Source organism: Ruegeria sp. YTSC325 (assembly GCF_059609525.1).
On the sequence record NZ_JBXWLY010000017.1, the window covers coordinates 1 to 21,336 of the forward strand.

Below are 21,336 nucleotides of genomic sequence, written 5' to 3' on the forward strand. Positions count from 1 at the left end.
CACCGCCTCAGCAGCGCCGGTGAAGGGGGTTCTAAGGTCTACCCCACAAAGCCGCAAGCAGAAAATTTGAAAAATTCCATTTTTTTTGCATTATTTTGTTTTGTCATTTGAAAACAAAGATCTAATCACCAGCCATCGACGTCATTTCCCTCCAATTCAGCGTCGAACAACAGCCCAAGGTATTGGATGACAACAAGGCGGGGCGAACAAAGCCCTATATATAGTGAGCAGTAAGCAGACAGATACTAGAAGCTCTCGACTCGTGCGTCTCTTTGCGAGTCGAAACCTGCGGCGCAAAAGCAGGATTCCGGAAGCCACAGCGTGTCAAAAGTGGATCTACGCGCTCAAATGCTTGCGTATCAACTGCGGATGCGGTCAGGTCACGGCAACCAAGCTGAATTGACGAAATTCCATGACCCAAGTGCCCGATCATAAATTCCCGCGCGTGCGCACCGTCGGATACGACGGTTTGCTGGTTTCCTTTGGTGACACAATGGAAGAATCCTCGAACCGGGCAGCCTTGGCGTTTCGCGATCTCATCGACAGCGAAAACTGGGAAGGCGTACTTGAAACCTCGGCCACTTTGGCATCCGCTTATATACGGTTCGATACCAAACGTTTGTCACATGCCGACCTCGATGCCAGGGTACGCGGGGCTTTGGGCCACCAAGACTGGTACTCTGCGCCCATGCCCATGGGACGCAGGTTCTGGCGCGTTCCAACAGTATACGGTGGTGAGCTTGCACCCCAGCTTGGCGACGCGGCAAACGCCGCAGGGTTAAGCGTCGAGGAAGCTATCCGTCGCCTGTCGGAAACTCGCGTCCGCGTCCTGACGATTGGGTTCGCGCCGGGGCAGCCATATCTGGGCCCGCTTGGACCCGAGTTTAACATACCCCGACTTCAGGATTTAACCCCGATGGTGCCCGAGGGCGCGCTGGTTCTGGCAATATCGCAGTTTGTACTTTTTTCAGGACCAACTCCGACGGGATGGAGGCATGTCGGCCAAACCGCGTTCCGATGCTTTCGCCCCGAAGCAGATCACAGCTTTGCCCTGCGCCCCGGCGACGAAATGCAGTTCGTGCCGATTTCCCGAGACGCGCTGGAGGATATCCGCGCAAACAACGCCGACGGCACGGGCGGCGCAACTTGTCAGGAGATCAAGCAGTGACTCTGACCGTTCTGCGCATCGGCCCAGCCTGCACAATTCAGGACCAGGGACGTATTGGATATCTGGATCAAGGTTTGTCCAGATCCGGGGCTGCTGACATCCTTGCCCTGCACGAAGGGGCTGCGCTGTTGGACCAGAGTCCGGAACTTGCAGCGTTGGAAATGGCGGGCATGGGTGGAGAGTTCGAAGCGACCCAAAGCACATGTTTTGCCCTCACTGGCGCACCGATGCAGGCCAGTATTGATGGAAGTCCCGTGCCGTGGAATGCCTCTCATCAGATCGAGGCCGGGCAACGATTGGTGATCGGAGCTGCGCTACGTGGCAGCTATGGCTTCCTTCATCTTGGTGGCGGTATAGACGTGCCAGAATTTTTGGGGTCCCGCTCAACGCATCTGACCGCAAAGATTGGGCGAGTTGTTCAGCAAGATGACATACTGAATAGCCCCAAAGGCGCGGGGCGTGCTGGTTGGAAGTTAAGACCAGAGGACAGGTTCTCGGGCGGACTTTTGCATGTAGTCGCCAGTTTTCAGACATCCCTGTTCGATCAAAGTACTCTGGACCGGTTTGCCGCCACCAGCTTTACGCGCGGTGCAAGGGCCAACCGCATGGGGATGCAATTGGAAAGCGACGGACCCGGATTTGCGGCAAAAGGGCAGCTTAATATCCTGTCCGAGATCATCACACCCGGCGACATCCAAATGACCGGCACTGGAAACCCCTTTATCCTGCTGCCGGAATGCCAGACCACTGGGGGTTACCCACGTATCGCCACGGTCTTGCCTTGCGACATCCCTCGGGCGGCACAAACGCCAGCGGGAGCTGAAATTCGGTTCGAATTCGTGACGCTTGAGGAGGCTGCGACGCGACAGGCCCGCCACTCGGCTGACCTGATCCGGCTAAACGGTCAGATCGAACCGCTGGTGCGCAATCCCCATGACATCCCGGACCTGTTGTCCTACCAATTGATCGACGGAATGATCTCTGCCACCGACTAAAGGAGTTTTGCCGATGCCCAGCGTCGATCTGAATGCCGATATGGGGGAAAGCTTTGGCCCCTGGAAGATGGGCGATGACGATAGTCTGCTGAGGATCATCACCTCGGCCAATATCGCTTGTGGCTTTCACGCGGGTGATTGGGATGTGATGGCGCAGACGATGAAGATGGCCGCTGAAAACGGCGTCGGTATCGGCGCACATCCCGGCTTTCCCGATCTGCAGGGCTTTGGCCGCAGAAATATGAAAATCCCTCATGCGTCCCTGCGCAATCTGGTGCGGTATCAATTGGGGGCAGCTTTGGGTATGGCCAAGGCGGTTGGAACGCAGGTCCGGCACCTTAAACTACACGGCGCGTTGGCCAACATGTGCTCGGTCGACGTGGATATGGCACGAGCGTGTTATCAGGGCGCGCTGGACGTGGATCCCGATATCATCATCATGGTGCTGGCCGTCACCAAACAGGAAGAAGCTGTACGCGACCTTGGCTGCAAATGGGTCGGAGAGATCTTTGCCGACCGCGCTTACAATGACGACGGAACGCTGGTGGATCGAAGCCTGCCCGGAGCAGTCATTCACGACCCTGAACTTGCCGGGCCACGCATCCTGAAAATGGTGCGCGAAAGGGCCATCATCACTGAATCCGGCAAACGACTGGAAACCTCGATCGACACAATATGTCTGCACGGGGACGGCCCAACGGCGGTACAAATCGCAGCTTCGGTGCGGGAAAACCTGATCACTGGCGGGGTCGATGTGACGAAATTCATCCGCTGATCAGATTGGCTTAAGACAGCACGCGTATACCGTTGGTGTTGCCGGGGTCAGGTTCAGCCCCTAGCATGACCACAAGTTCATGTTCTGAGTGCCACAATCCCGGCAACACCCTGCACCACCTGCAAAGCGCAGGAGCAAGGAGATAGCTTTATGTCTTTTGATCTGATGTCCTACGAACCCCGCGGCGACAAGAAAAACTCGGACTTTTTCAACGAGTATTTGCCAAAAATCTACGAACGCCGCGCCAGCTCGGGCGTTGCCGATCTGGTCGGGGCGATGAAGGCCATCGTGATACAGGTCGAATCCGATGCGCTGTTTGACACACTGGTCGAGCTTTACGTAATGACGCCCTATCGCCACACAGCCAGCTATCTGGGGCGCACGCATAAATTTTCGGTCCTGCATTCACATTCCGACTACCCTGCCCTGATCGTGATGGCACCGCTCAGCCCCGCTTTCGAAGACTTTATTCCCCGCATCAACCGCATGTATCCGCTGGCTCGAAAGACTCCGCAAACCCGATATGTCGGAGAGGTCTTCGGCGCGTCGGACCTAACCGCGCTGACGCAAACGCTGGAGGATCAGAATATTCGGTTCGAGTATTCAGGCGACACAGAAAATACGTTCTACACGCTGCAGGGTTTTCAGTTCACTACACCTTCGGATTTCACCTGTAATCGGGTTGGCTATTCCAATCTGGACTTCAACGACACGGATAGCCTCGGTCTGGGCGACCGTGTTCTATTGAGCGACAGTGAGCAAGCTCGTCTGAATCAGGCTGCCGCGTTTGGGGCTGACAGCAATATCGCACCGCTCATGCTAGGTATTGATCACCTCGCCACGCGTGTTCTTGCCGGAGAACGCGAGGACGCGATCCTCGAGTTCCTGACGATGGTGCCCTACTATTTCTGGGGCGCGTACAACATCTTCGACATGAATTCGTCCACCAATGTGAACCGAAACCCAAACGTAGATGACGACAAGAAATCACCTGCCAAAGTGTTCACCGCCAACAACACGCCGTCCTTCGTGAATTCCTTTGCCAAACTGCCAATGCCGACCGAGGATTTTGTCCGGAATTTCGGCCGTCGCCTGCATCACATGGCGGTCGAGATTCAGGATGGCGATCATGGCGCGGGTGAAAAGAATGTGGATTTCGTGGTAAACACCCTCAAAGACAAAGGCGTGCCGTTTCTGGCCCATGTAGTAGGCGAGTGCAAAGACGATCCGAACCTCAAGCAGATATTCTCAAAACACTCAAAAAACACGCTGCTGATCACGGAATACATTGAACGCTGCCACAAATATGATGGCTTCTTCACCAAGGACAATGTCGCCGCGTTAACCGCCGCCGCCGGTCAGGACGAGCAGTACCAGCACGGTCACGTGTTCGACTAAAGCCTGCAAGCATCTCCGAAACGCTCTGGGACACGAATGTCCCGAAAATGGCAAACGCGTCGCGGGATGTTCTCACGTTAGCCCAACGCCGAAAAAAAGGCTGCGAGTTCCCTCGCAGCCCCATCCAATCAGGAGAGAGAATGTCGGGTCTTATGACGGCCCGATCATGAAACAGGTGACATTTCGGGCCTGCAACCTGCGGCAAGCCAGGTCGGCCTGTTCGCGGGTCATGCCCTGGAACGTCGCATCGAAACCTCGTGAACTTTGATTCACCTTGCGCAAGGTTCCTTCCAAAGTGGTCATTTCGGCCAAAGCGGTTTTCAGCAGCACCTTCTCGGCCTCGTATCGCGTAGTATAGCGACCTACATTTACGCCCCAAAGATGCCCGCCCGAGGTAGAAAGACGGGTGACAATTTCCCTTTCCGGCTCTGGCTGAGCAGCTGGGTTGGTCGACGCCAGAACCAGATCACTTGGACGAGGCGCCGGGCGTACCGTTCCGTCATCCGGGGTCTGGATATCAGCCGCTGCGATTGCCGCAGCGATTCCATCCTGAATTCTGCTCTCGTCTTTTGCCGCTGCTGCGGCAACTGTTCCGGCGACTTGAACTGCAGCTGCGCGGCGCAAAACGGGCCGCAGGCTGGCCGTTGGCGCAGTGGTTAGGCGCGCGACCTGCGCATTCAGGCCCACATTTCCAGCGTAAGCCGGACGGGCAGGTTTACGGATAGGCGCACGGGATGGAGCGCGACGGAAGCCCATATCCAGCAACTCAGCCACTTTGGCATTGCGCGATGCGCCGGATTTTCCGCCGAAGACGGTCGCGATGATCCGCTCATCCTTACGCTTGGCCGAGGCTACCAGATTGAAGCCCGCCGCTCGTGTGTATCCTGTCTTGATCCCATCGGCACCCTTATAGGCGGCCAAAAGGCGGCGGTTGGTGTTCGGAACCGTTTTGATCCCTGCATGAGTCGATTGACGTGAAAACAGGTTGTAATACTGCGGATAGTCATACAGGAGATGCCGCCCCAGCGTCGTCATGTCCCGTGCAGTCGACAAGTGGCCGGACTCGGTCAATCCATGCGCATTCTTGAAGGTTGTGCGGCTCATACCCATGGCTTTAGCGGTGCGCGTCATACGGCGGGCAAACGCGGCCTCGGATCCACTGATGGCAATCCCGATGGCGGTCGCCGCGTCATTGGCGGATTTCACGGCGGCCGCGCGGATCAGGTACCGGAACGCAATCCGCTGACCCGAGCGCAACCCCAGCTTGGACGGAGGCTCTGCCGCAGCTGCTTTGGTGATACGTACTTGCGTATCCAACTCGATCTCACCATTCCGGACGGCCTCGAACGCAATATAGAGCGTCATCATCTTGGTCAGAGAAGCCGGGTGAAGTCGGGTATCTGCGTTGCGCGAGTGCAAAACCTCACCCGTGCGCGCGTCAATCACCATCGCCGCATAGGGCGCGGCAACCGATTGCAACGGCGCAAAAGAAAGCAGCCATACGAATGCTATAAGAAATAAGCCCATTCGGGCCGGAACTGTCCGCCGAACCTGCACGATCTTTGCCTCTGTCTACCTCGGGCCGCCGGGTTTTCCCGGTCAGCAATTAATTTATTATATTACCCGTAAGGCTAACACAGAGGACGTCCGAAATAAACCGAAAGCTGGTAAATTCGATCTTTCTTTCGGCGCGCAGTCACCCGCAACATATGGTCGACTTGCACACCTCAACCACTAAATCGTCCTCTGATTTGGTGCCGCTGCACAGAGCCTATTCAATTTTTTGTAACTGGGACCATTCGGCAACATCATGCAAGCGTGCGAACAAGGCTCGCTAACTCACCCAGATCCCGCAATTCCTTATACCGGTTCGAACGCGTGGGGACTTCGGCTTTTTCGATCTCCCAGACCAGCCCATGGGGGACATAGACCCCCCAGCAGCCAGCCTCGATCGGAGCCACTACGTCGGATCGCATCGAATTGCCAACCATCATCGCTTGGGTAGGGCCGGTTCCATGGCGCGCAAATATTTCATGATAGGTTCCAGCCGTTTTTTCCGAAACGATCTCGACCTCGTCAAAAAGCTCGCCCAAACCAGATTGCGCCAGCTTCCTTTCTTGATCAATCAGGTCGCCTTTGGTGATCAGCACAACCTTGTGGGTCGCTCCGACTGCTTCGACCGCTTCGCGGGCATGGGGCAGTAGTTCGATCGGATGGGCCAACATCTCTTGCCCCGCGTCGATCAACTGACGAATGACCGAAGCCGGGACACGATCTTTGGTGACCTCGATCGCGGTTTCAATCATCGACAGAATGAAGCCTTTGATTCCATACCCATAGTGCCGAATGTTGCGTCTTTCTGCAGCAAGCAGACGATCCATCAGATGATCCCGATCGGCATGGTCCGCCAGCAGATCGGCGAAATACGCCTGCGTCAGTTGAAAGAACCGTTCGTTGTGCCACAACGTGTCATCAGCATCGAACCCAACGATGGTCAGCTTGTCTTCCATTGCGATTACGTCCTGCTGGCTCTTTTCTCTGGCCCCTAGGACGTTATATAACCGCTCAGATAAACCGAAGCCTGAATCGGACTTTTGCGCGCAATGTTTGAAAACCCTTGGATGATGTCTGACAATTCGGACGACGACGGCGACTCGTCCGTCCTAATTCAAACGCGCCCTAAAACCAAGCGCCCGCCGCTCTACAAGGTGCTGCTGCTGAATGACGACTACACCCCGATGGAGTTCGTTGTGCACGTGCTGGAGCGCTTTTTCGGCATGACCCACGCCGAAGCGTTCGAGATCATGCTGACCGTGCACAAGAAAGGCGTCGCCGTGGTTGGCGTATTCAGCCACGAGATCGCCGAGACCAAAGTGGGTCAGGTGATGGACTTTGCTCGCCGACACCAGCACCCCCTGCAATGCACAATGGAACGCGAAGAGTAGCGTCTGCTCTTCCAACGAACGCGTATGTCCCCTCGCCTTGATCTTGCCCTGAACAGCGGCCTTTCGCTATCACAGCCGCTGACGGTGATCGGGCCGACACCAGCCCATGACCTGTCCCAACTGCCTCGCGATACGCAGGTGGTACAGCCCTTCAAACCGTTCCATGATCATTTCGCGGCACAAGGTTTTGACGTTATCCCCGAGACCCGTGATCCATGCCAGGATGCGGTGATATTCCTGCCCCGCGCAAGAGCTTTGGCCCGCAGCCTTGTTCAACAAGCCTGCCTGCGCGCCAAGGGTACGGTTGTGGTGGACGGGGCCAAAACCGATGGGGTGGACAGCCTGCTGAAGGACATCCGAAAGCGTGTGCCGGTCGAAGGGCCAATTTCCAAAGCGCATGGCAAAATCTTCTGGTTTGCCTCTGATCCAGAGGCTTTCGCCGACTGGGCCGCGCCCCATGGGCAAATGGTGGACGGGTTTACGACCGCGCCCGGTGTGTTTTCGGCGGACGGAGTGGACCCGGCCTCGGCCCTGTTGCTGGGCGTCCTGCCCGCAAAATTGGGCGCACGGGTGGCGGATCTGGGTGCGGGCTGGGGGTATCTGTCTGCCAACGTGTTGCAAAAACAGGGGTTACGCGCCCTATACTTGGTTGAGGCCGACCACATCGCCCTGACTTGTGCCAAGACCAATATCACCGATGACCGGGCGACTTTTCACTGGGCCGACGCGGTAACGTGGCGCGCACCCGAGGGTCTGGACGCGGTCGTTATGAACCCGCCCTTTCACACTTCGCGCAGCGCAGACCCCGCGCTGGGTCAGGGCTTTATTCGATCCGCCGCACGTAATCTGGCAAAACATGGTGAGCTGTGGATGGTGGCCAACCGCCACCTGCCTTACGAAACCACGCTGAACGAAGCTTTCTCGCGCGTCGACGAAGTCACTGGCGACAACCGGTTCAAGGTGTTCCATGCCTCTCGCCCTCGGCGGTGATCCCGGTTAATCTGCGCGCAACTCAGGGAGACAACGCATGTCCTTTTCCATAGCAGGCAAGACCGCCATCGTCACCGGTGGCGCCAATGGCGTCGGGTTGGCCATTGGGCGGCACTTCGCGGATGCGGGTGCCAATGTGATGTTTGCCGACATGGATGAAAAGCGGCTGACCGACGAGTTGGGCGAGCAAGCCGACGACAGCAATATCCGCTTTTTCGCGGGCGATTTACGGGAAAAGCTAACCATCGCAAACCTGCTTTCCGCCACGATAGACGCCTTTGATCAGGTGGATATCCTGATCAACGGGTCGCGGCAGGTTATCCCGTCCGATCCGTTGGATACAGATGACGACTCGGTCAAGACCCTGCTGAATCAGAATTTGATGCCAGCCCTGCGTCTCAGCCAGGCTGTCGCCAAACGCATGATCAAACAATCCGGAGGAGGAGACGGCCCTGCCGGATCGATTATCAACCTGTCTTCGATAGCCGCACGTCGAACACATCCGGATCTGATGGCCTATTCCGTCTCGACCGCTGCGCTGGATCAGATGACGCGGTCACTGGCCGTGGCTTTCGCCCCGCACCGCATCCGCGTGAACTCGATCGCGCTAGGTTCGGTCATGAGCGCCTCGTTGCAGTCAACGCTCAAGGAAAACCGCGATTTCCGAGACGATATCGAAAAGCACACCCCGTTGGCCCGCATTGCCGCCCCCACCGAACTGACCGAGACGGCGCAGTTTCTGGCCTCGGACGCGGCAGGTTTCATCACCGGGCAAATCCTGACCATTGACGGAGGTCGCACCCTGCTGGACCCCGTCGCAGCACCGGCGCACTGACCCCATGTTTGACACCGAAAAATCCACCGCCTCCGCGTGGTTCCGCACCCTGCGCGACCAGATCGTAACTGCGTTCGAAGCCCTGGAAGACAGCCACGACACTGGGCCGTTTTCCGACGCCACCCCCGGCCGCTTCGAAGTGAAGGAAACCACCCGCCAATCAGACGACGGATCAGATGCGGGCGGCGGTTTGATGTCGGTGATGCGCGGCGGGCGCGTGTTTGAGAAAGTGGGCGTCAATATCTCGACCGTTTACGGCACGCTGGGCGATCGCGCGCAGCATGCTATGGCTGCGCGCAAAGGCATTCCGGGCATGACCGAAGACCCGCGCTTCTGGGCCTCGGGCATTTCACTGGTGGCGCATATGCAGAACCCGCACGTGCCAGCGGTGCATATGAATACCCGTATGTTCTGGACCCCTCATGCGTGGTGGTTCGGCGGCGGGTCTGACCTGAACCCGTGTATCGAATATGACGACGACACCGCCCATTTCCACGCCACGCAAAAGGCGCATCTAGACCCGCATGGGCCGGCGCATTACCCGCGCCTCAAGGATTGGGCGGATGAGTATTTCTACATCCCGCACCGCAAACGCGCGCGCGGTGTGGGCGGCATCTTCATGGATGACTACTGTACCGGCGACTGGAGCGCCGATTTCGCACTGACGCAGGATATCGGCCGCGCCTTTTTGCCCGCCTTCCTGCCCTTGGTCGAAAAGCGCCGGGTGCAGGGCTTTGGCGATGCGGACAAGACCACGCAGCTGGTGCATCGCGGCCTTTATGCGGAATACAACCTTGTCTATGACCGCGGCACCAAGTTCGGGCTGGAAACCGGCCACGACCCGGATGCCGTGCTGATGAGCCTGCCGCCCATGGCGAAATGGGTGTGATTACTTCTTCATCCTGATATCCAGAACAGCGTCGTAACAATAGCTTTCAGCCTTGGATGCCGAGTAATTTTCGCCCACATACTTCACGGTGATTGAATGTTTGGATGTCGTGTCGGGCTCAACTTGCGGGTCCAGGGAAAACTCTACGGTTCGAATACCCGGCTCATATGGTTTTGAAAGATAGATACGCCGGGTCGACTCAGTTCCCAGTGTCCTAATCGCATAGTCCCCAATCCCGCACCAATACGCCAACGCAACTGATGACCCGACCACGTTAACTTCAAAATTGCCCGTTTGTAATGGCGTCACGTGAACTTGAAAGGTGGGGAATATACCAATACCCGGCTGATCCGCCTGAGCTTCCGCACCGAGAAGCAGCGCCAAAGCTAAAGGCATACATTTAAAGAGTTTCACGGTCGATTACCTCTGCGCAAGTCACAGCAGCCCTCATTGGCCGCATCCCTTGACTACGCAGCGTTGTTGAACCGCAAAGCGCTGGCAAAACACAAAAGCGTCATTCAGTCGTGATGAATCCCAGCAGAGCGTTCAGGCCCTCAGAATCCGAAATCGAGGAAATTGTCATAGCAATAGGTCTGCGCGGACCCCGCCGACAGGTTCTCGCCCACACGTTTGACCGTGACCGAATATCCCGGAGTGGTATCGACGCCTTCTGGTGCGGTCAGGGAAAACTGAACCGTCCGGGTTTGTTTTTCATAGGCACGCGTGATGTAAATCCGCTGGGTCGCCTTGGTTCTGAGTGTTCGGATCGCATAATCCCCAATACCGCACCAATACGCGACCGGCGCCGTGGTCCCTCGGGTTGATACCTCGTAGATCCCATTGCCTTTGTCCGCCACGTCAACCCGGACCGCAGGATTAAGATTCACTCCGAAACCGATCGCCTGAGCGACCCCTGGCAACAATACAATCGCCGCAATGGCAGGCATTTTCCGAAACCACATAATCCCTTACCCTTTCACAATAAACACCGCAGAACAAAGCATAGACAACATCACAGTCTAGTAAAGTTCCTGCACCACAACGCGCTATTCGCTAAGCACACGCCCGCCCACATTCTGTGGAGCCAGCGCAACCGTCTTGATCACAGCATAGCAAAGCTGGCCCGGTTGCAGGCCCAGCGCGTCGACCGAACGGCGAGTGATGCGAGCAAGAACAGATCCCGCCGGAGTTTTCACTGAAACGATCGCCCCCGGACCTTCGCCCGCGCGAATGGTGTCAACCGTACCTTCCAGCATATTCAGCGCCGACAAACCCTCGGGCCGTTTGTTGGACAAGATGACCTCTTGGGCGGGGATACGGATTCGAAGTTCATCGCCAATCTGATGCGGAATACGCGGCAGGAACAGGCTTGTCCCGCCCGCGCTCAACTCGGTCAGACCATCGGAATGGTGCTTGGCGACCCGCACTTGCAGTACCGCACCGACCGCGCGAATACCCGCAGGCGCAACCGATGGGTCGGCCAGAACTTCTGAGGCTGGCCCGTGGCGCACTGCCTTTCCGTCTTGCAACGCCACAACCGACGTCGCCAGGCGCGCCACCTCGGCGGCAGAGTGTGTGACGTACAGAATGGGCACCGAAACCTCATCCCTGAGGCGTTCGAAATAGGGCAGGATCTCGGCCTTGCGCGCATCGTCCAGCGCCGCCAGCGGCTCATCGGCCAAAATCAGGCGCGGGCTGGCCAGCAAGGCCCGGCCAATCGCCACGCGCTGTTTCTCGCCCCCGGAAAGGCCAGCAGGACGGCGGTCCAGCAGATGGCCGATCCCCAACATCTCGATCACCTTGTCGGGGTTCTCGCGCGGCGCGCCCTTGGGCGCGAACCAACGGCCGTATGACAGGTTTTGGCGCACCGTCAGGTGGGGGAACAGCCGTCCCTCTTGAAAGACATAGCCCAAACGCCGCTTGTGCGGCGGAAGCCACAGATGTTTCTCGGTGTCGAACAGCTCCCATCCATCAACCGCAACACGGCCCGAAGTCGGTTTGAGCAATCCAGCGACGGCATTGACAACCGTCGTCTTACCCGAGCCCGAGCGTCCGAACAGAACAGTCACGCCGGACGGTGCGTCAAAATTGAGATCGAGTTTGATGTTGGGCAGATCATGCTGCAATCGGACAGAAAGGCTCATGACCCGGCCACTCTTGCTGCGACACGGCGGGCTATGAACTCTGACAGTAAAAGCGCGCTTAGGGCGATAACGACCGATATAACAACCAGCCGCGTGGCGGCCGCTTCACCGCCGGGAACCTGAAGAAAGGCGTAGACCGCTGACGGCAGCGTTTGGGTCTGCCCAGGGATATTGGACACGAAGGTAATGGTGGCGCCGAATTCGCCCATCGCCTTGGCAAAGGCCAGAATAGCCCCGGCGATAACGCCCGGCAGGATCATCGGCAGAGTGACGGTCGCAAACACCATAATGCGCGAAGCCCCCAATGTAGCCCCAGCCTGCTCTAGCTTGGGGTCCACCGCTTCGATCGACAGCCGGATCGCGCGCACCATTAAAGGGAATGCCATGATCCCCGCCGCTAGCGCTGCACCGGTCCAACGGAATGCGAACACAATTCCGACTTCGGACAGGGCGCGACCCAACGGCCCCTGAATGCCAAAGGTCAGCAAGAGGAGGTAGCCAGTGACTACCGGCGGCAGGATCAAGGGTAAGTGCACGAGCCCGTTCAAGACCTGTCGTCCCGGAAATCGCCAGCGGGCCAATGCATAAGCAGTGAAAACTCCAAAGGGCAAAGTTACCAGCGTGGCCCAAAAGGATACGCGCAATGACAGCCTCAGGGCCTCAAGCTCTTCGGGACCCAACCATCCCATCGCTTATTGCTCCGGCAGGGAAAAGCCCTGCCTTTCAAAGATTTCTTGCGCTTCGGGCGATTGCAGATGCTCCAAAAAAGCAAGTGCCTCTGGTCGGGCAGACGTTGTCACACCAGCCGGATAGATGATCGCAGGGTGCAAATCAGACGAAAACTCAGCGAGTACGCGAACGCGGTCTTCGACCACGGCGTCCGATCGGTATACAATGCCCAAGGGGGCTGCTCCTGCCGCAACCAGAGCAAGCGCTGCACGCACATTGTCGGTTTGCGCCACTTGCCCCTGAACACTATCCCACAGGTCCAGACTGCGCAGCGCCGCCTTGCCATAGATCCCAGCGGGTACAGCATCGACCAATGCCATGGCCAGATGCCCACCGGCCAAAGCCCCCGCCAGATCGGTTTCGGGGGTCACCTCGTGCATGTCGGGGGCCGAGGTACCGCCAATGAGAACCAGCCCATTGCCCAGCAGATCGACCCGCTTATTTGCTTCGATCAGGCCCTTGCCCTGCAGGACATCCATCCATTCGACATTCGCCGAAATGAACACATCCGCCGGTGCGCCCAGCTGAATCTGACGCGCCAGAACCGAGGAAGCCGCATAGGAAACCGTGATCTCTTGTCCGGTCTGTGCCTCAAACGCCGGAGCGATCTCGTCCAGAGCATTCTTCAGACTGGCTGCTGCAAAAACCAATACGCCGTCTGCCCCCGCGCGCAGCGGAGCCAGTGTAAACATAGCCAGAGTGATGGCCGCAAGAAATACACGAAGCAGACGTGACAGGATCATCTCATTCCCGCCCCTCGGGGTTAAGGTCCTCTTGGGGATATCTGAGGCACCGGGGGGCGTGCAAGCGCCGATGCGCCGCAGGTTCACCCAAAGGGCAGATATTGCTGGAAAATCCTTGTCCCAAGCCATTTTCGTCAACAGACCCAGCGACAATGTCGCAAACGATCTTGATCCTGATACGTGTCACGGGGATGCTGCGCGCGAGTCAGGAACAGGAAAGCCGACATGTTGCACACTATCCCAGGTTTGATGGACGCCGTACGCGCGCGTTTTGCCCATGTCGAAAGCTGTCCCTTTCAAGGGCCCCGGATTTTCTTTGAAAACGCAGGTGGGGCCCTGACGTTGAATTCCGTGGTCGAGACGTCGGCCAAGTTCGCCGCTATCCCCGACAATCAGGGGCGCGACAACGTCGCTAGCCATGCGCTTGTCGACACCATCAACACCGCCAAGGCTGACTTAGCTGTGTTCATGAATGCGCCTTCAGGTCAGTTTTTTGTCGGTGAAAGCGGGACCGAACTGCTGTTTCGTATGATCCGCACCGCCTGCGTGAACGCGCCCAAAGGCGGCAAGGTCATCGGCAGTTCCATCGAACATCCCGCCAGTCGCAGCGCCGCCCGCCGCTGGGCTGACATTGCTGGGCTGGACTATGTCAACGTCCAGCACGACAACGATACAGGTCTCGTCACCGCTGAAGCATTCCGGGCTGCAATGACTCCGGACGTCTGTGTCGCCACAATCGTTCACGCCTCGCCGGTCACAGGTATGGGGATGGATGTGGCAGCCATCGCGCGGGCCATTCGTGAGGTCTCGCCCGAGTGTTTCATCATTGTGGACGGTATTCAGCACGCGGCTCACGGGCAGTTGGATATCAACAGCTACAATGTCGATGGTTATGCAATCTCACCCTACAAAGTGTTCTCGCGCCACGGGTATGGCATTGCATGGATATCGGACCGGCTGACCGCCCTTCCCCACGACCAATTGATCGACGCCCCGTCTGAAGGGTGGGAATTCGGAACCCGCGACACCGGTGCTTACGCGACCATCTCCGACGTGGTGGCTTATTTCGAGTGGCTGGGCGACCAAGTCTCGGAGCACACGGACCGCCGCGCCCGGATCGAGGCTGCTGGCCGCGCCATCCATGCCTACGAATCGCATCTGACAGGTGCAATGATCAACGGCACCGGCAATCTGCCGGGCCTGCGCGATATGGAGCATGTTTCAATTCTTGGCGGCGCAAACAACCCTGCCCGCGAAGGGTTGGTTTCAATTGTCGTGCGGGATATCCCCTCTGCCGATGTTGTGACACGCCTGAATAACCAGGGCATCCGTACCCACATTCGCAAAGCCGATCACTACAGCGGCAACGTTCTGACCCCGTTGGGGCTGAACGACTGCATCCGCATATCGCTTTGTCACTATAACACCGAACAAGAAGTCGCCCAATTGCTAGCCGCAGTGAACGAGATGACAGCTTGATCAAATAAATTCTTCCAGACCCTCTTGCACCCGGGCGCTGGCTTGGCTAAATGCACCGTCACGGGTGATTAGCTCAGTTGGTAGAGCGCTTCGTTTACACCGAAGATGTCGGGAGTTCGAGTCTCTCATCACCCACCATTCCCTTCATTTTCAATGGTTTAATCAGGGTCTTGAAACGAGAACTGGGATACTAATTGAGGATGAATGTACGGGAATCAATACCTCAAAACAGCGTTGGACTATCCAGAGGATTGTTACTCAGAGGCAAGGGGTACGCTGTAAGGGTAGCTGTACCGACTGAGTACCAAGACATTGTTGGCAAACGAGAGATTGTCAGAGGATTAGGAACTCAGGATCTAGCCGAAGCATTGAAGCGCCGTCCAAGAGTCCTTGAGGAAATAATTGAAGCGATCACCGAAGGACAAACACCGTCTCAAGTTGTTGGCCCTAGTAAACCCAAGCAGGGGAATACCGTGGGAGATGCCGCCGACAGGTGGTTAGCTGAAGCGGACGGGATAAGTAACAGCACGAAGGTCAGGATAATGTGTGGGAGGCGATCTTCGGACCCCCCACTCACGACCCATTGCCGACATTAAACCCATTGGCTGGATGCCGCAGTCGCAACCCGCACTGCTGCCATTCGCTGCACTTGCTCGGTTTTAGTTATCGCAGACGTCTGGACCGCGGACGATTTGGTCATTCGCTGCTCTGGGTATGAGTGTCCACTTTTTTGGCAGCGAATAAATTGAGCGAAATTGAGTACTGTTCGTTAGGGAACAACTTATGAAGAAACGCGGGTCTGATATTCCTGGATGCAGTTTCTGTAGAACGCTCAAAGAGACGAACACCTAGTTAACGAGTATGAGTTCCAATCTACTCAACTGCACCGCTCTGAATTATTGAAGTTAGTCAAAAGTAGTCTGATCAAGCAGATTGTGGGCGTTGTTCACGTCGACTGTTAGCTCTCCTCCTATGATAGTTTCTAAGACAGCATTTAAGCCAAAGTTGGGAGTGGGGGTCTGTCTAAATTTTTGGCAACTCTTTATGTAGTCTACAACAATCCGAAGTTCGTACATCCTTGCCTGCTGTCGTTTTGCCGTGTTCAAAGCCTCACAAAACTCGACTTCGGCGAACCGACTTTCAGAAATTGCGAGCGCATAAACGCGGTCGGTCTCAGCTTGCGCCCATCCTTCGTTTGTAAGGCTTTGGTACCTGCGGGCCTCGGCTAACAACTGCAAGGCACTTTCCCGATCACCCGTTTTCAACGTGAGTTCTGCAATCATCGTCAAAAAGAAAGGTTTGTAATTCCCAGCTCCGCTGGCCCACCACGCTTCCGATGCTTGTCGCAATGCGTGGATGTTTTCGGGCTCAGGGGAAAGGTAGGCATCCACCCAGCTTCGCCAGAGCGTTGCAGTCAGCGACATGAAGGTGAACGAATGTTTTGAAGACAGTTCCTCCAACTGATTTGCGGCTTCAATGACTTTTCCCGGTTCGCGGCGCAGAAGGTAGAGCATGCACAGGTAAGTTAGCGACTGTGCTATGCTGTGCGCATGCTCCAGCTTTTGAGCTGCAGCAACCGCTTGTTTTTGAATCTCAAGTGCTTTGTCTGGCGCACCGCGCATCCATGCGGCCATGCTTAAAAAGCACGACGTTATCGCTGCGTGGTCCGAACCGTATATGTAGGCCAGGTGCCCATCGCGTTTCCGACTGTAAAGCTGTAACGCTTTACTCAAATGCTCGTATGCAGGGTTTAGTTCTCCAATATGAAACAGCACTGCGCCCATGGCTCGATGCCCTACCATTTGATGGTGTGTCTCGCCCGTTTTATCTGCCAAATTCAGCAACTGCGCTGCAACACTTCTGGCTAAATCATACTCAGCACGCACCAAATGGAAGGAATACAAGCCATTCAAAACAGGGAACAGATGTTCTGTTTCGTCCACCCGTTCACACAAGTCGCGTATTCTTGCATAAACGGTCCCTGTTTCATCGGCGGCTATTCCTGCCGTCGATCGTAGAACAGCTGCTCTGAGAACCTGAACCTCAATTTCTTTCTGATCCCGCTCAACACCATGGGACAGTTGACTCAACTGCTCGATCGCCAAGGAAAGCTGTGTGTTCGCCTCGATATTGGCAGAACGTTGGACTGCGCGTTGGCCTGCGAGATAGCGATAGTCGATTGCCTCCTTGCTCATACCTGCCATCGTGTAGTGGTGCGCAAGTATTTCCGGACTGGCATCGCCAATATGGGTCGATTTCCCACTTAACGCTCGCGCAACACGTGCGTGCAAGACCCTGCGCTCGCTCTTCAAGAGACTGTTGTAAGCTGTGTCGCGAATTAGGGCGTGGCGATAGCTGAAAGTTTCAAGGTTTTCTTCTTCAGAAACTGTCACTATGCCTGCGTCGACTAAAAGTTCCAATCCCGTGCGCAACGCCTTGTCGCTGATCCGAGCGACCTTGGCGATCAACGGAAAAGAAAATTGAGGTCCGATAACCGCCCCAATCTGGGCGACCTCCTTGACGGAACTCAGTCGGTCAAGCCGCGCCATAAGTGCATCATGCAACGTGCTTGGGACCGAGCTTGCCGGGGACGCCCCACCCTTCGAGTATGCGTCCCTTCCTTTTGTCAAAACCCCTGATTCCAATAGATCTTTTGTCACTTCTTCGACATATAGCGGGACGCCATCGGATCTGGCAGCGACGACATTGTACATTTCGTCAGAAATTGAATGCCCTTTTGCAACTTCGTCCACAATGCTTTTGACCTGGTGAAAGTCCAATTGCTTCAAGACCAATTTAGAAAGGTTGGATTGCAATGCCCAACCTGGGTCAAATTCAGGTCTGAACGTCATCACGACCAATACTGGAAGGTCACGAATCCGATCAGCAACTCGGTCAAGCAACAGTTTAGTTGTCGGATCAATCCAATGCGCGTCCTCAAACAAGAGCAACACTGGCTTTTCCTCAGCCTGCGAAGTCAGATTGCCCAACAGCATTTCTAAGGTCTGATTCATGAGTTGCTGTGGCGTCAGATTCAGTTCACCCAATTGGTCTTCAAAAGGAACCGAAAGTAGGGACGCGGCCAGTTTCAGTGTGTGATCCGACTGGTCACTTAGAACAGAGGATATCTTTCTGAGTTTCAATTCGTTTTTGTCGTCTGAACGAAGGCCTGCAGCATTCTCAATTTGGCGAATGGCCGGATAAAACGCACTCGCGTAATGGTAGGGAGAACATTGATATCGCGTTTGAGTATGCGACATCGTCGGAATGCTCTGCCTTAATTCTTCGACTAATCTAGACTTGCCAATTCCTGGCTCACCGGACACCAGCACAACTTGTCCTTGACCATCACTTGCCAACTTCCACTTTTCATTGAGAGTTTCATATTCTGCGGCGCGTCCGATCAAAGGATTCAGTAACTCGTCTTCCTCTGCCATGAAACGGCTGACTGTTTCCCGTGCTGCTGTCACCTGCCAGGCTTCGACCTCTCTGGCAAAACCTTTAAGCTTGAATGCGCCACGCAGAACGTATTCGAAAGCATCACCCGCCAAATGATGAGTATTGGGAGCGACGATCAATGTCCCAGGTTCAGCCATTGCTTGTAGACGTGCGGCCAGGTTCGGCGTCTCCCCCATCGCCGTTCCGTCCTCAAACATTTTTTCACCACGTAAGTCACCGACAACAACCAACCCAGTTGCGATCCCAATTCGGACATTCAGTTTCGCATGAGTGCGGATAGCTGGAATTTCCTCGATAATACGAAGACCTGCGCGAATGGCTCGCTCAGGGTCATCTTCGTGCGCATAAGGAAACCCGAAAAAGACCATTATCCCATCACCATAGTAACTTGCGATGTGGCCATCAAAAGCTGCCACCGACGCAGCGCAGGTTTCTTTGAACAGTCGGAGTACTTCCGCCAAATCTTCCGGATCGACGCGCTGGGATATTTCCGTTGATCCAACCAAATCTATGAACATGACGGTAAGCTGCCGGCGCTCAGCGACAATCGCGGGACCTAACGCAGTGTTGTGCGGGTAAGTCTCTCCCTTTGCTTCAGCTCGAACAGCTTTCATGAAACGGCGCCTCGGACCTAGGGGAAGCCCGATTTTAGTGAGATCTTTGTCAGTTAATTCGGTTAGATCACCTAGTTCGATTTCATGCTCTGCAAACGACCCAGCATACTTGGACAAGCCATGTTTCTCTAGCCAACGCGAGATTTCAGACATTTGATCCTTTCGCGTGCGGCGGCTGCAGAACTATCACCTGCGATGCACCAGCATGCATCCCTTTCTCCGGTTGGTCGTTGCGGTTTACTGAGTCGCAATTTCCGCGCACTTGAACTCTTTTTTCGCATTGAAAATCACCGTATCGGATTTGGTCAAGGACTTCGTCGCTCTGGTTGGGACGAGTCCTTCGGCATCGGGCCGGTACAACGTGATGGTATCGTAACATAAATATTTAGTGCGGTTCCGTATTCAGTGGATAGCTGTATTTCTGCTATGGGCTTATTCCAGACTTCGGAGGCAGCGCAGCATCATGTGATATGTTGGCGTGGTCAACGTCGGGTTGTCGTTGTGGGAAGGCATGGCGGATCGGAGAATCATTCATGCAAACGCCAAACTTACCAGCCATTCGCACCCTTTCGCCCTGCATGGAACAAAGGCCGCATCGTGGGTCAGAAACGACCGTTGAAACCAAAGCATCTTTGGGCGATCCGTGTTCGATTTGAATTGGCCGAGAATCACCGTGATCTCGCACTTTTCAATATGGCCATCGACGGCAAACTGGGCGGAAGTGACCTGGTGAAGATGAAAGTCGTGGACGTCATGGCGTCTGGTCAGATCAAAGAACGGGCTTCGGTTTTGCAAAGCAAAACGCAGAAACCGGTGCACTTCGAGATTTCTGAAGGCACACGTATGTCGGTTGAGAAATGGATGGAAGATAAACTCATGGTCGGCTCGGAATACCTGTGACCGGGTAGGTTCCATGAGTGCCTGTACATCTCGACCCGACAGTATGCACGGATTGTTCGTGACTGGGTTACGTCAATCAGGCTCAAGGCGAGTGCCCATGGCACCCATTCGATGCGCCGAACCAAGGTCACCCAGATATACAAGAAGACTGGCAACCTTCGAGCAGTTCAGCTTCTTCTCGGTCACCCCAAGGGGGACAGCACCGTCCGGTACTTGGGTGTTGAACTGGAGGATGCTTTGGCCATCGCGGAAGCCATTTAAATCTAGCGTATTTGGGTCGCCTTCATTGGCGGCCCAAAGGAGACATCCAGTGCATCCCTCGAATGCTGCGGCTGCTGCCCGCATTCCTGCCGTTCACCGCGCAAGTGAATTCCGGGGTTTAGTGATCTCACGGCAAGCGGACAAAGCGGGCACAAAGAGACATGTCCAAGAGTCTGTTCTTGCGTTTCTTAGATCCGCGTAGTCTGTTGGTTTCTGAACATTTTTCGGAGAACCTTTCTCAATGCTTAAACACATTCTGACTGCGATATTTTCAGCTGTCCTATTCTCAATCGCTTCGTCTGGAGGCGCCGAGACAATGCATGTTAAAACCACAGTGACCTACCAGGAACGCATCGCGCTGCCGCCTGACGCCGTTTTAGAAGTCGAACTTCTCGACACTTCGCGTGCTGATGCCCCTTCGGTTAGCCTGTCTTCCCAGAGGTTCAAACTTGCGGGTGTCCCCAGAACAGTTGAAATTGCCTACGACAAAGATCTCATCGATGAGCGCCATACTTACACAGTGGCTGCCAGGATCATTTCAGACGGTCACGTGAAGTATCGTTCTACGACGGCGACACCTGTGCTCACCCGTGGCGCACCAAATTCTGCTGAACTCGTTTTAGAAATGATGCCGAAGAGAGCGGGCGGCAACGACCCAGACCAATCGATCAACGATATCAATTGGGAAGTCTACGAGATCGCAGGGCGTATGCTGATGGTTGAGAACCCTCCTTCCTTGAAAGTTGAACAAGACGGCCAGTTTGGCCTTTACGGTGGGTGTAACCGGTTTACGGGAACCCTTGACGCAGCCAACGGTGAGTTCAGCATGCCGGGCAACTTCGCAGGAACGAAGATGGCGTGCCCTGAGGATCAAGAAAAGCTTGAACAAGATACGATCAAAGCCTTGTCCGAGGCAGTGGCCTACGTGACAAACGGAACAAACATGGCGCTCAGGAATGCAGCGGGAGCGACGGTTCTGCGTCTGCGTAAATTGCCAGAATAGGTACCGCGC

General features: G+C 55.7%; 19 protein-coding genes, 1 tRNA gene and 1 pseudogene. 13 read left to right on the plus strand and 8 right to left on the minus strand.

What is annotated here, in order from left to right; translation table 11 throughout:
* Positions 1-412: 412 nt before the first annotated feature.
* The 4 genes from AC2FF7_RS19090 to AC2FF7_RS19105 all read left to right on the plus strand — a co-directional run bounded on the left by AC2FF7_RS19090 (position 413) and on the right by AC2FF7_RS19105 (position 4,336).
* Positions 413-1,168, plus strand: a complete 756-nt coding sequence (locus AC2FF7_RS19090; protein WP_480869370.1) for a 5-oxoprolinase subunit B family protein — start codon at positions 413-415, stop codon at positions 1,166-1,168.
* A complete protein-coding gene (locus AC2FF7_RS19095) occupies positions 1,165-2,163 on the plus strand; it encodes a 5-oxoprolinase subunit C family protein (RefSeq protein WP_496906158.1) in 999 nt (332 codons plus the stop codon). The genes AC2FF7_RS19090 and AC2FF7_RS19095 overlap by 4 nt, the downstream gene beginning before the upstream one ends.
* A 13-nt stretch (positions 2,164-2,176) precedes the next feature.
* Positions 2,177-2,938, plus strand: coding sequence for a LamB/YcsF family protein (locus tag AC2FF7_RS19100; RefSeq protein ID WP_480869374.1), 762 nt, complete (start codon positions 2,177-2,179; stop codon positions 2,936-2,938).
* Between the two features lie 150 nt (positions 2,939-3,088).
* Positions 3,089-4,336, plus strand: coding sequence for a hypothetical protein (locus tag AC2FF7_RS19105; RefSeq protein WP_480869376.1), 1,248 nt, complete (start codon positions 3,089-3,091; stop codon positions 4,334-4,336).
* 150 nt (positions 4,337-4,486) lie between these two features.
* On the opposite strand, the gene AC2FF7_RS19110 is transcribed toward AC2FF7_RS19105, so the two are convergent.
* Together AC2FF7_RS19110 and AC2FF7_RS19115 are read right to left on the minus strand one after the other, a co-directional pair.
* Entirely contained in the window at positions 4,487-5,863 is a 1,377-nt protein-coding gene (locus AC2FF7_RS19110; protein ID WP_480869378.1) for a D-alanyl-D-alanine carboxypeptidase family protein, read from the minus strand.
* Between the two features lie 281 nt (positions 5,864-6,144).
* Positions 6,145-6,846, minus strand: a complete 702-nt coding sequence (locus AC2FF7_RS19115) for an HAD family hydrolase (protein ID WP_480869380.1) — start codon at positions 6,844-6,846, stop codon at positions 6,145-6,147.
* Positions 6,847-6,939: 93 nt separating this feature from the next.
* On the opposite strand from AC2FF7_RS19115, the gene clpS reads away from it, so the two are divergent.
* Genes clpS through hemF form a run of 4 tightly spaced genes read left to right on the plus strand, consistent with a single transcriptional unit; the run spans position 6,940 to position 9,995 of the window.
* Positions 6,940-7,281, plus strand: coding sequence for an ATP-dependent Clp protease adapter ClpS (gene clpS, locus AC2FF7_RS19120; protein WP_170356801.1), 342 nt, complete (start codon positions 6,940-6,942; stop codon positions 7,279-7,281).
* 24 nt (positions 7,282-7,305) lie between these two features.
* Positions 7,306-8,271 (plus strand): class I SAM-dependent methyltransferase, encoded by a 966-nt coding sequence (locus AC2FF7_RS19125; protein ID WP_496906159.1) that lies wholly within the window; start codon positions 7,306-7,308, stop codon positions 8,269-8,271.
* A 37-nt stretch (positions 8,272-8,308) separates the two neighbouring features.
* Positions 8,309-9,106 (plus strand): SDR family NAD(P)-dependent oxidoreductase, encoded by a 798-nt coding sequence (locus AC2FF7_RS19130; protein WP_496906160.1) that lies wholly within the window; start codon positions 8,309-8,311, stop codon positions 9,104-9,106.
* A gap of 4 nt (positions 9,107-9,110) precedes the next feature.
* Positions 9,111-9,995, plus strand: a complete 885-nt coding sequence (gene hemF, locus AC2FF7_RS19135; RefSeq protein WP_496906161.1) for an oxygen-dependent coproporphyrinogen oxidase — start codon at positions 9,111-9,113, stop codon at positions 9,993-9,995.
* Here the strand turns inward: hemF and AC2FF7_RS19140 are convergent, their stop codons facing one another.
* The 5 genes from AC2FF7_RS19140 to modA all read right to left on the minus strand — a co-directional run bounded on the left by AC2FF7_RS19140 (position 9,996) and on the right by modA (position 13,611).
* On the minus strand, positions 9,996-10,409 hold the full coding sequence (locus AC2FF7_RS19140; protein WP_480869385.1) for a hypothetical protein: 414 nt from the start codon (positions 10,407-10,409) through the stop codon (positions 9,996-9,998). It lies immediately after the preceding gene.
* Positions 10,410-10,549: 140 nt separating this feature from the next.
* The gene (locus tag AC2FF7_RS19145) at positions 10,550-10,957 is read right to left on the minus strand and encodes a hypothetical protein (RefSeq protein WP_496849693.1); all 408 of its coding nucleotides are present in this window, start codon (positions 10,955-10,957) and stop codon (positions 10,550-10,552) included.
* Between the two features lie 84 nt (positions 10,958-11,041).
* On the minus strand, positions 11,042-12,139 hold the full coding sequence (gene modC, locus AC2FF7_RS19150) for a molybdenum ABC transporter ATP-binding protein (RefSeq protein ID WP_480869389.1): 1,098 nt from the start codon (positions 12,137-12,139) through the stop codon (positions 11,042-11,044).
* Positions 12,136-12,828: a molybdate ABC transporter permease subunit gene (modB, locus tag AC2FF7_RS19155; RefSeq protein WP_480483500.1), complete on the minus strand. Its 693-nt coding sequence runs from the start codon at positions 12,826-12,828 to the stop codon at positions 12,136-12,138. Before modB ends, modC begins: the two co-directional genes overlap by 4 nt.
* A 3-nt stretch (positions 12,829-12,831) precedes the next feature.
* Positions 12,832-13,611 carry a molybdate ABC transporter substrate-binding protein gene (gene modA / locus AC2FF7_RS19160; protein ID WP_496906162.1) on the minus strand — a complete coding sequence of 260 codons (780 nt, stop codon included), beginning with the start codon at positions 13,609-13,611 and terminating at the stop codon, positions 12,832-12,834.
* 225 nt (positions 13,612-13,836) lie between these two features.
* Between modA and AC2FF7_RS19165 the strand changes: the two genes are divergently transcribed.
* From AC2FF7_RS19165 to AC2FF7_RS19175, 3 genes are all read left to right on the plus strand, one after another.
* Complete coding sequence (locus tag AC2FF7_RS19165) at positions 13,837-15,090, plus strand: aminotransferase class V-fold PLP-dependent enzyme (RefSeq protein WP_496906163.1); 1,254 nt, start codon at positions 13,837-13,839, stop codon at positions 15,088-15,090.
* A gap of 62 nt (positions 15,091-15,152) precedes the next feature.
* Positions 15,153-15,228 (plus strand) — tRNA-Val (locus AC2FF7_RS19170).
* 62 nt (positions 15,229-15,290) lie between these two features.
* Positions 15,291-15,686 (plus strand): DUF6538 domain-containing protein, encoded by a 396-nt coding sequence (locus AC2FF7_RS19175; protein ID WP_480869573.1) that lies wholly within the window; start codon positions 15,291-15,293, stop codon positions 15,684-15,686.
* A 309-nt stretch (positions 15,687-15,995) separates the two neighbouring features.
* On the opposite strand, the gene AC2FF7_RS19180 is transcribed toward AC2FF7_RS19175, so the two are convergent.
* The gene (locus AC2FF7_RS19180) at positions 15,996-19,316 is read right to left on the minus strand and encodes an AAA family ATPase (RefSeq protein ID WP_496906164.1); all 3,321 of its coding nucleotides are present in this window, start codon (positions 19,314-19,316) and stop codon (positions 15,996-15,998) included.
* 380 nt (positions 19,317-19,696) lie between these two features.
* Between AC2FF7_RS19180 and AC2FF7_RS19185 the strand changes: the two are divergent.
* Positions 19,697-20,324: pseudogene (locus AC2FF7_RS19185) on the plus strand (tyrosine-type recombinase/integrase).
* Between the two features lie 241 nt (positions 20,325-20,565).
* Positions 20,566-21,327 carry a YbaY family lipoprotein gene (locus tag AC2FF7_RS19190; RefSeq protein ID WP_496906165.1) on the plus strand — a complete coding sequence of 254 codons (762 nt, stop codon included), beginning with the start codon at positions 20,566-20,568 and terminating at the stop codon, positions 21,325-21,327.
* Positions 21,328-21,336: the final 9 nt, after the last annotated feature.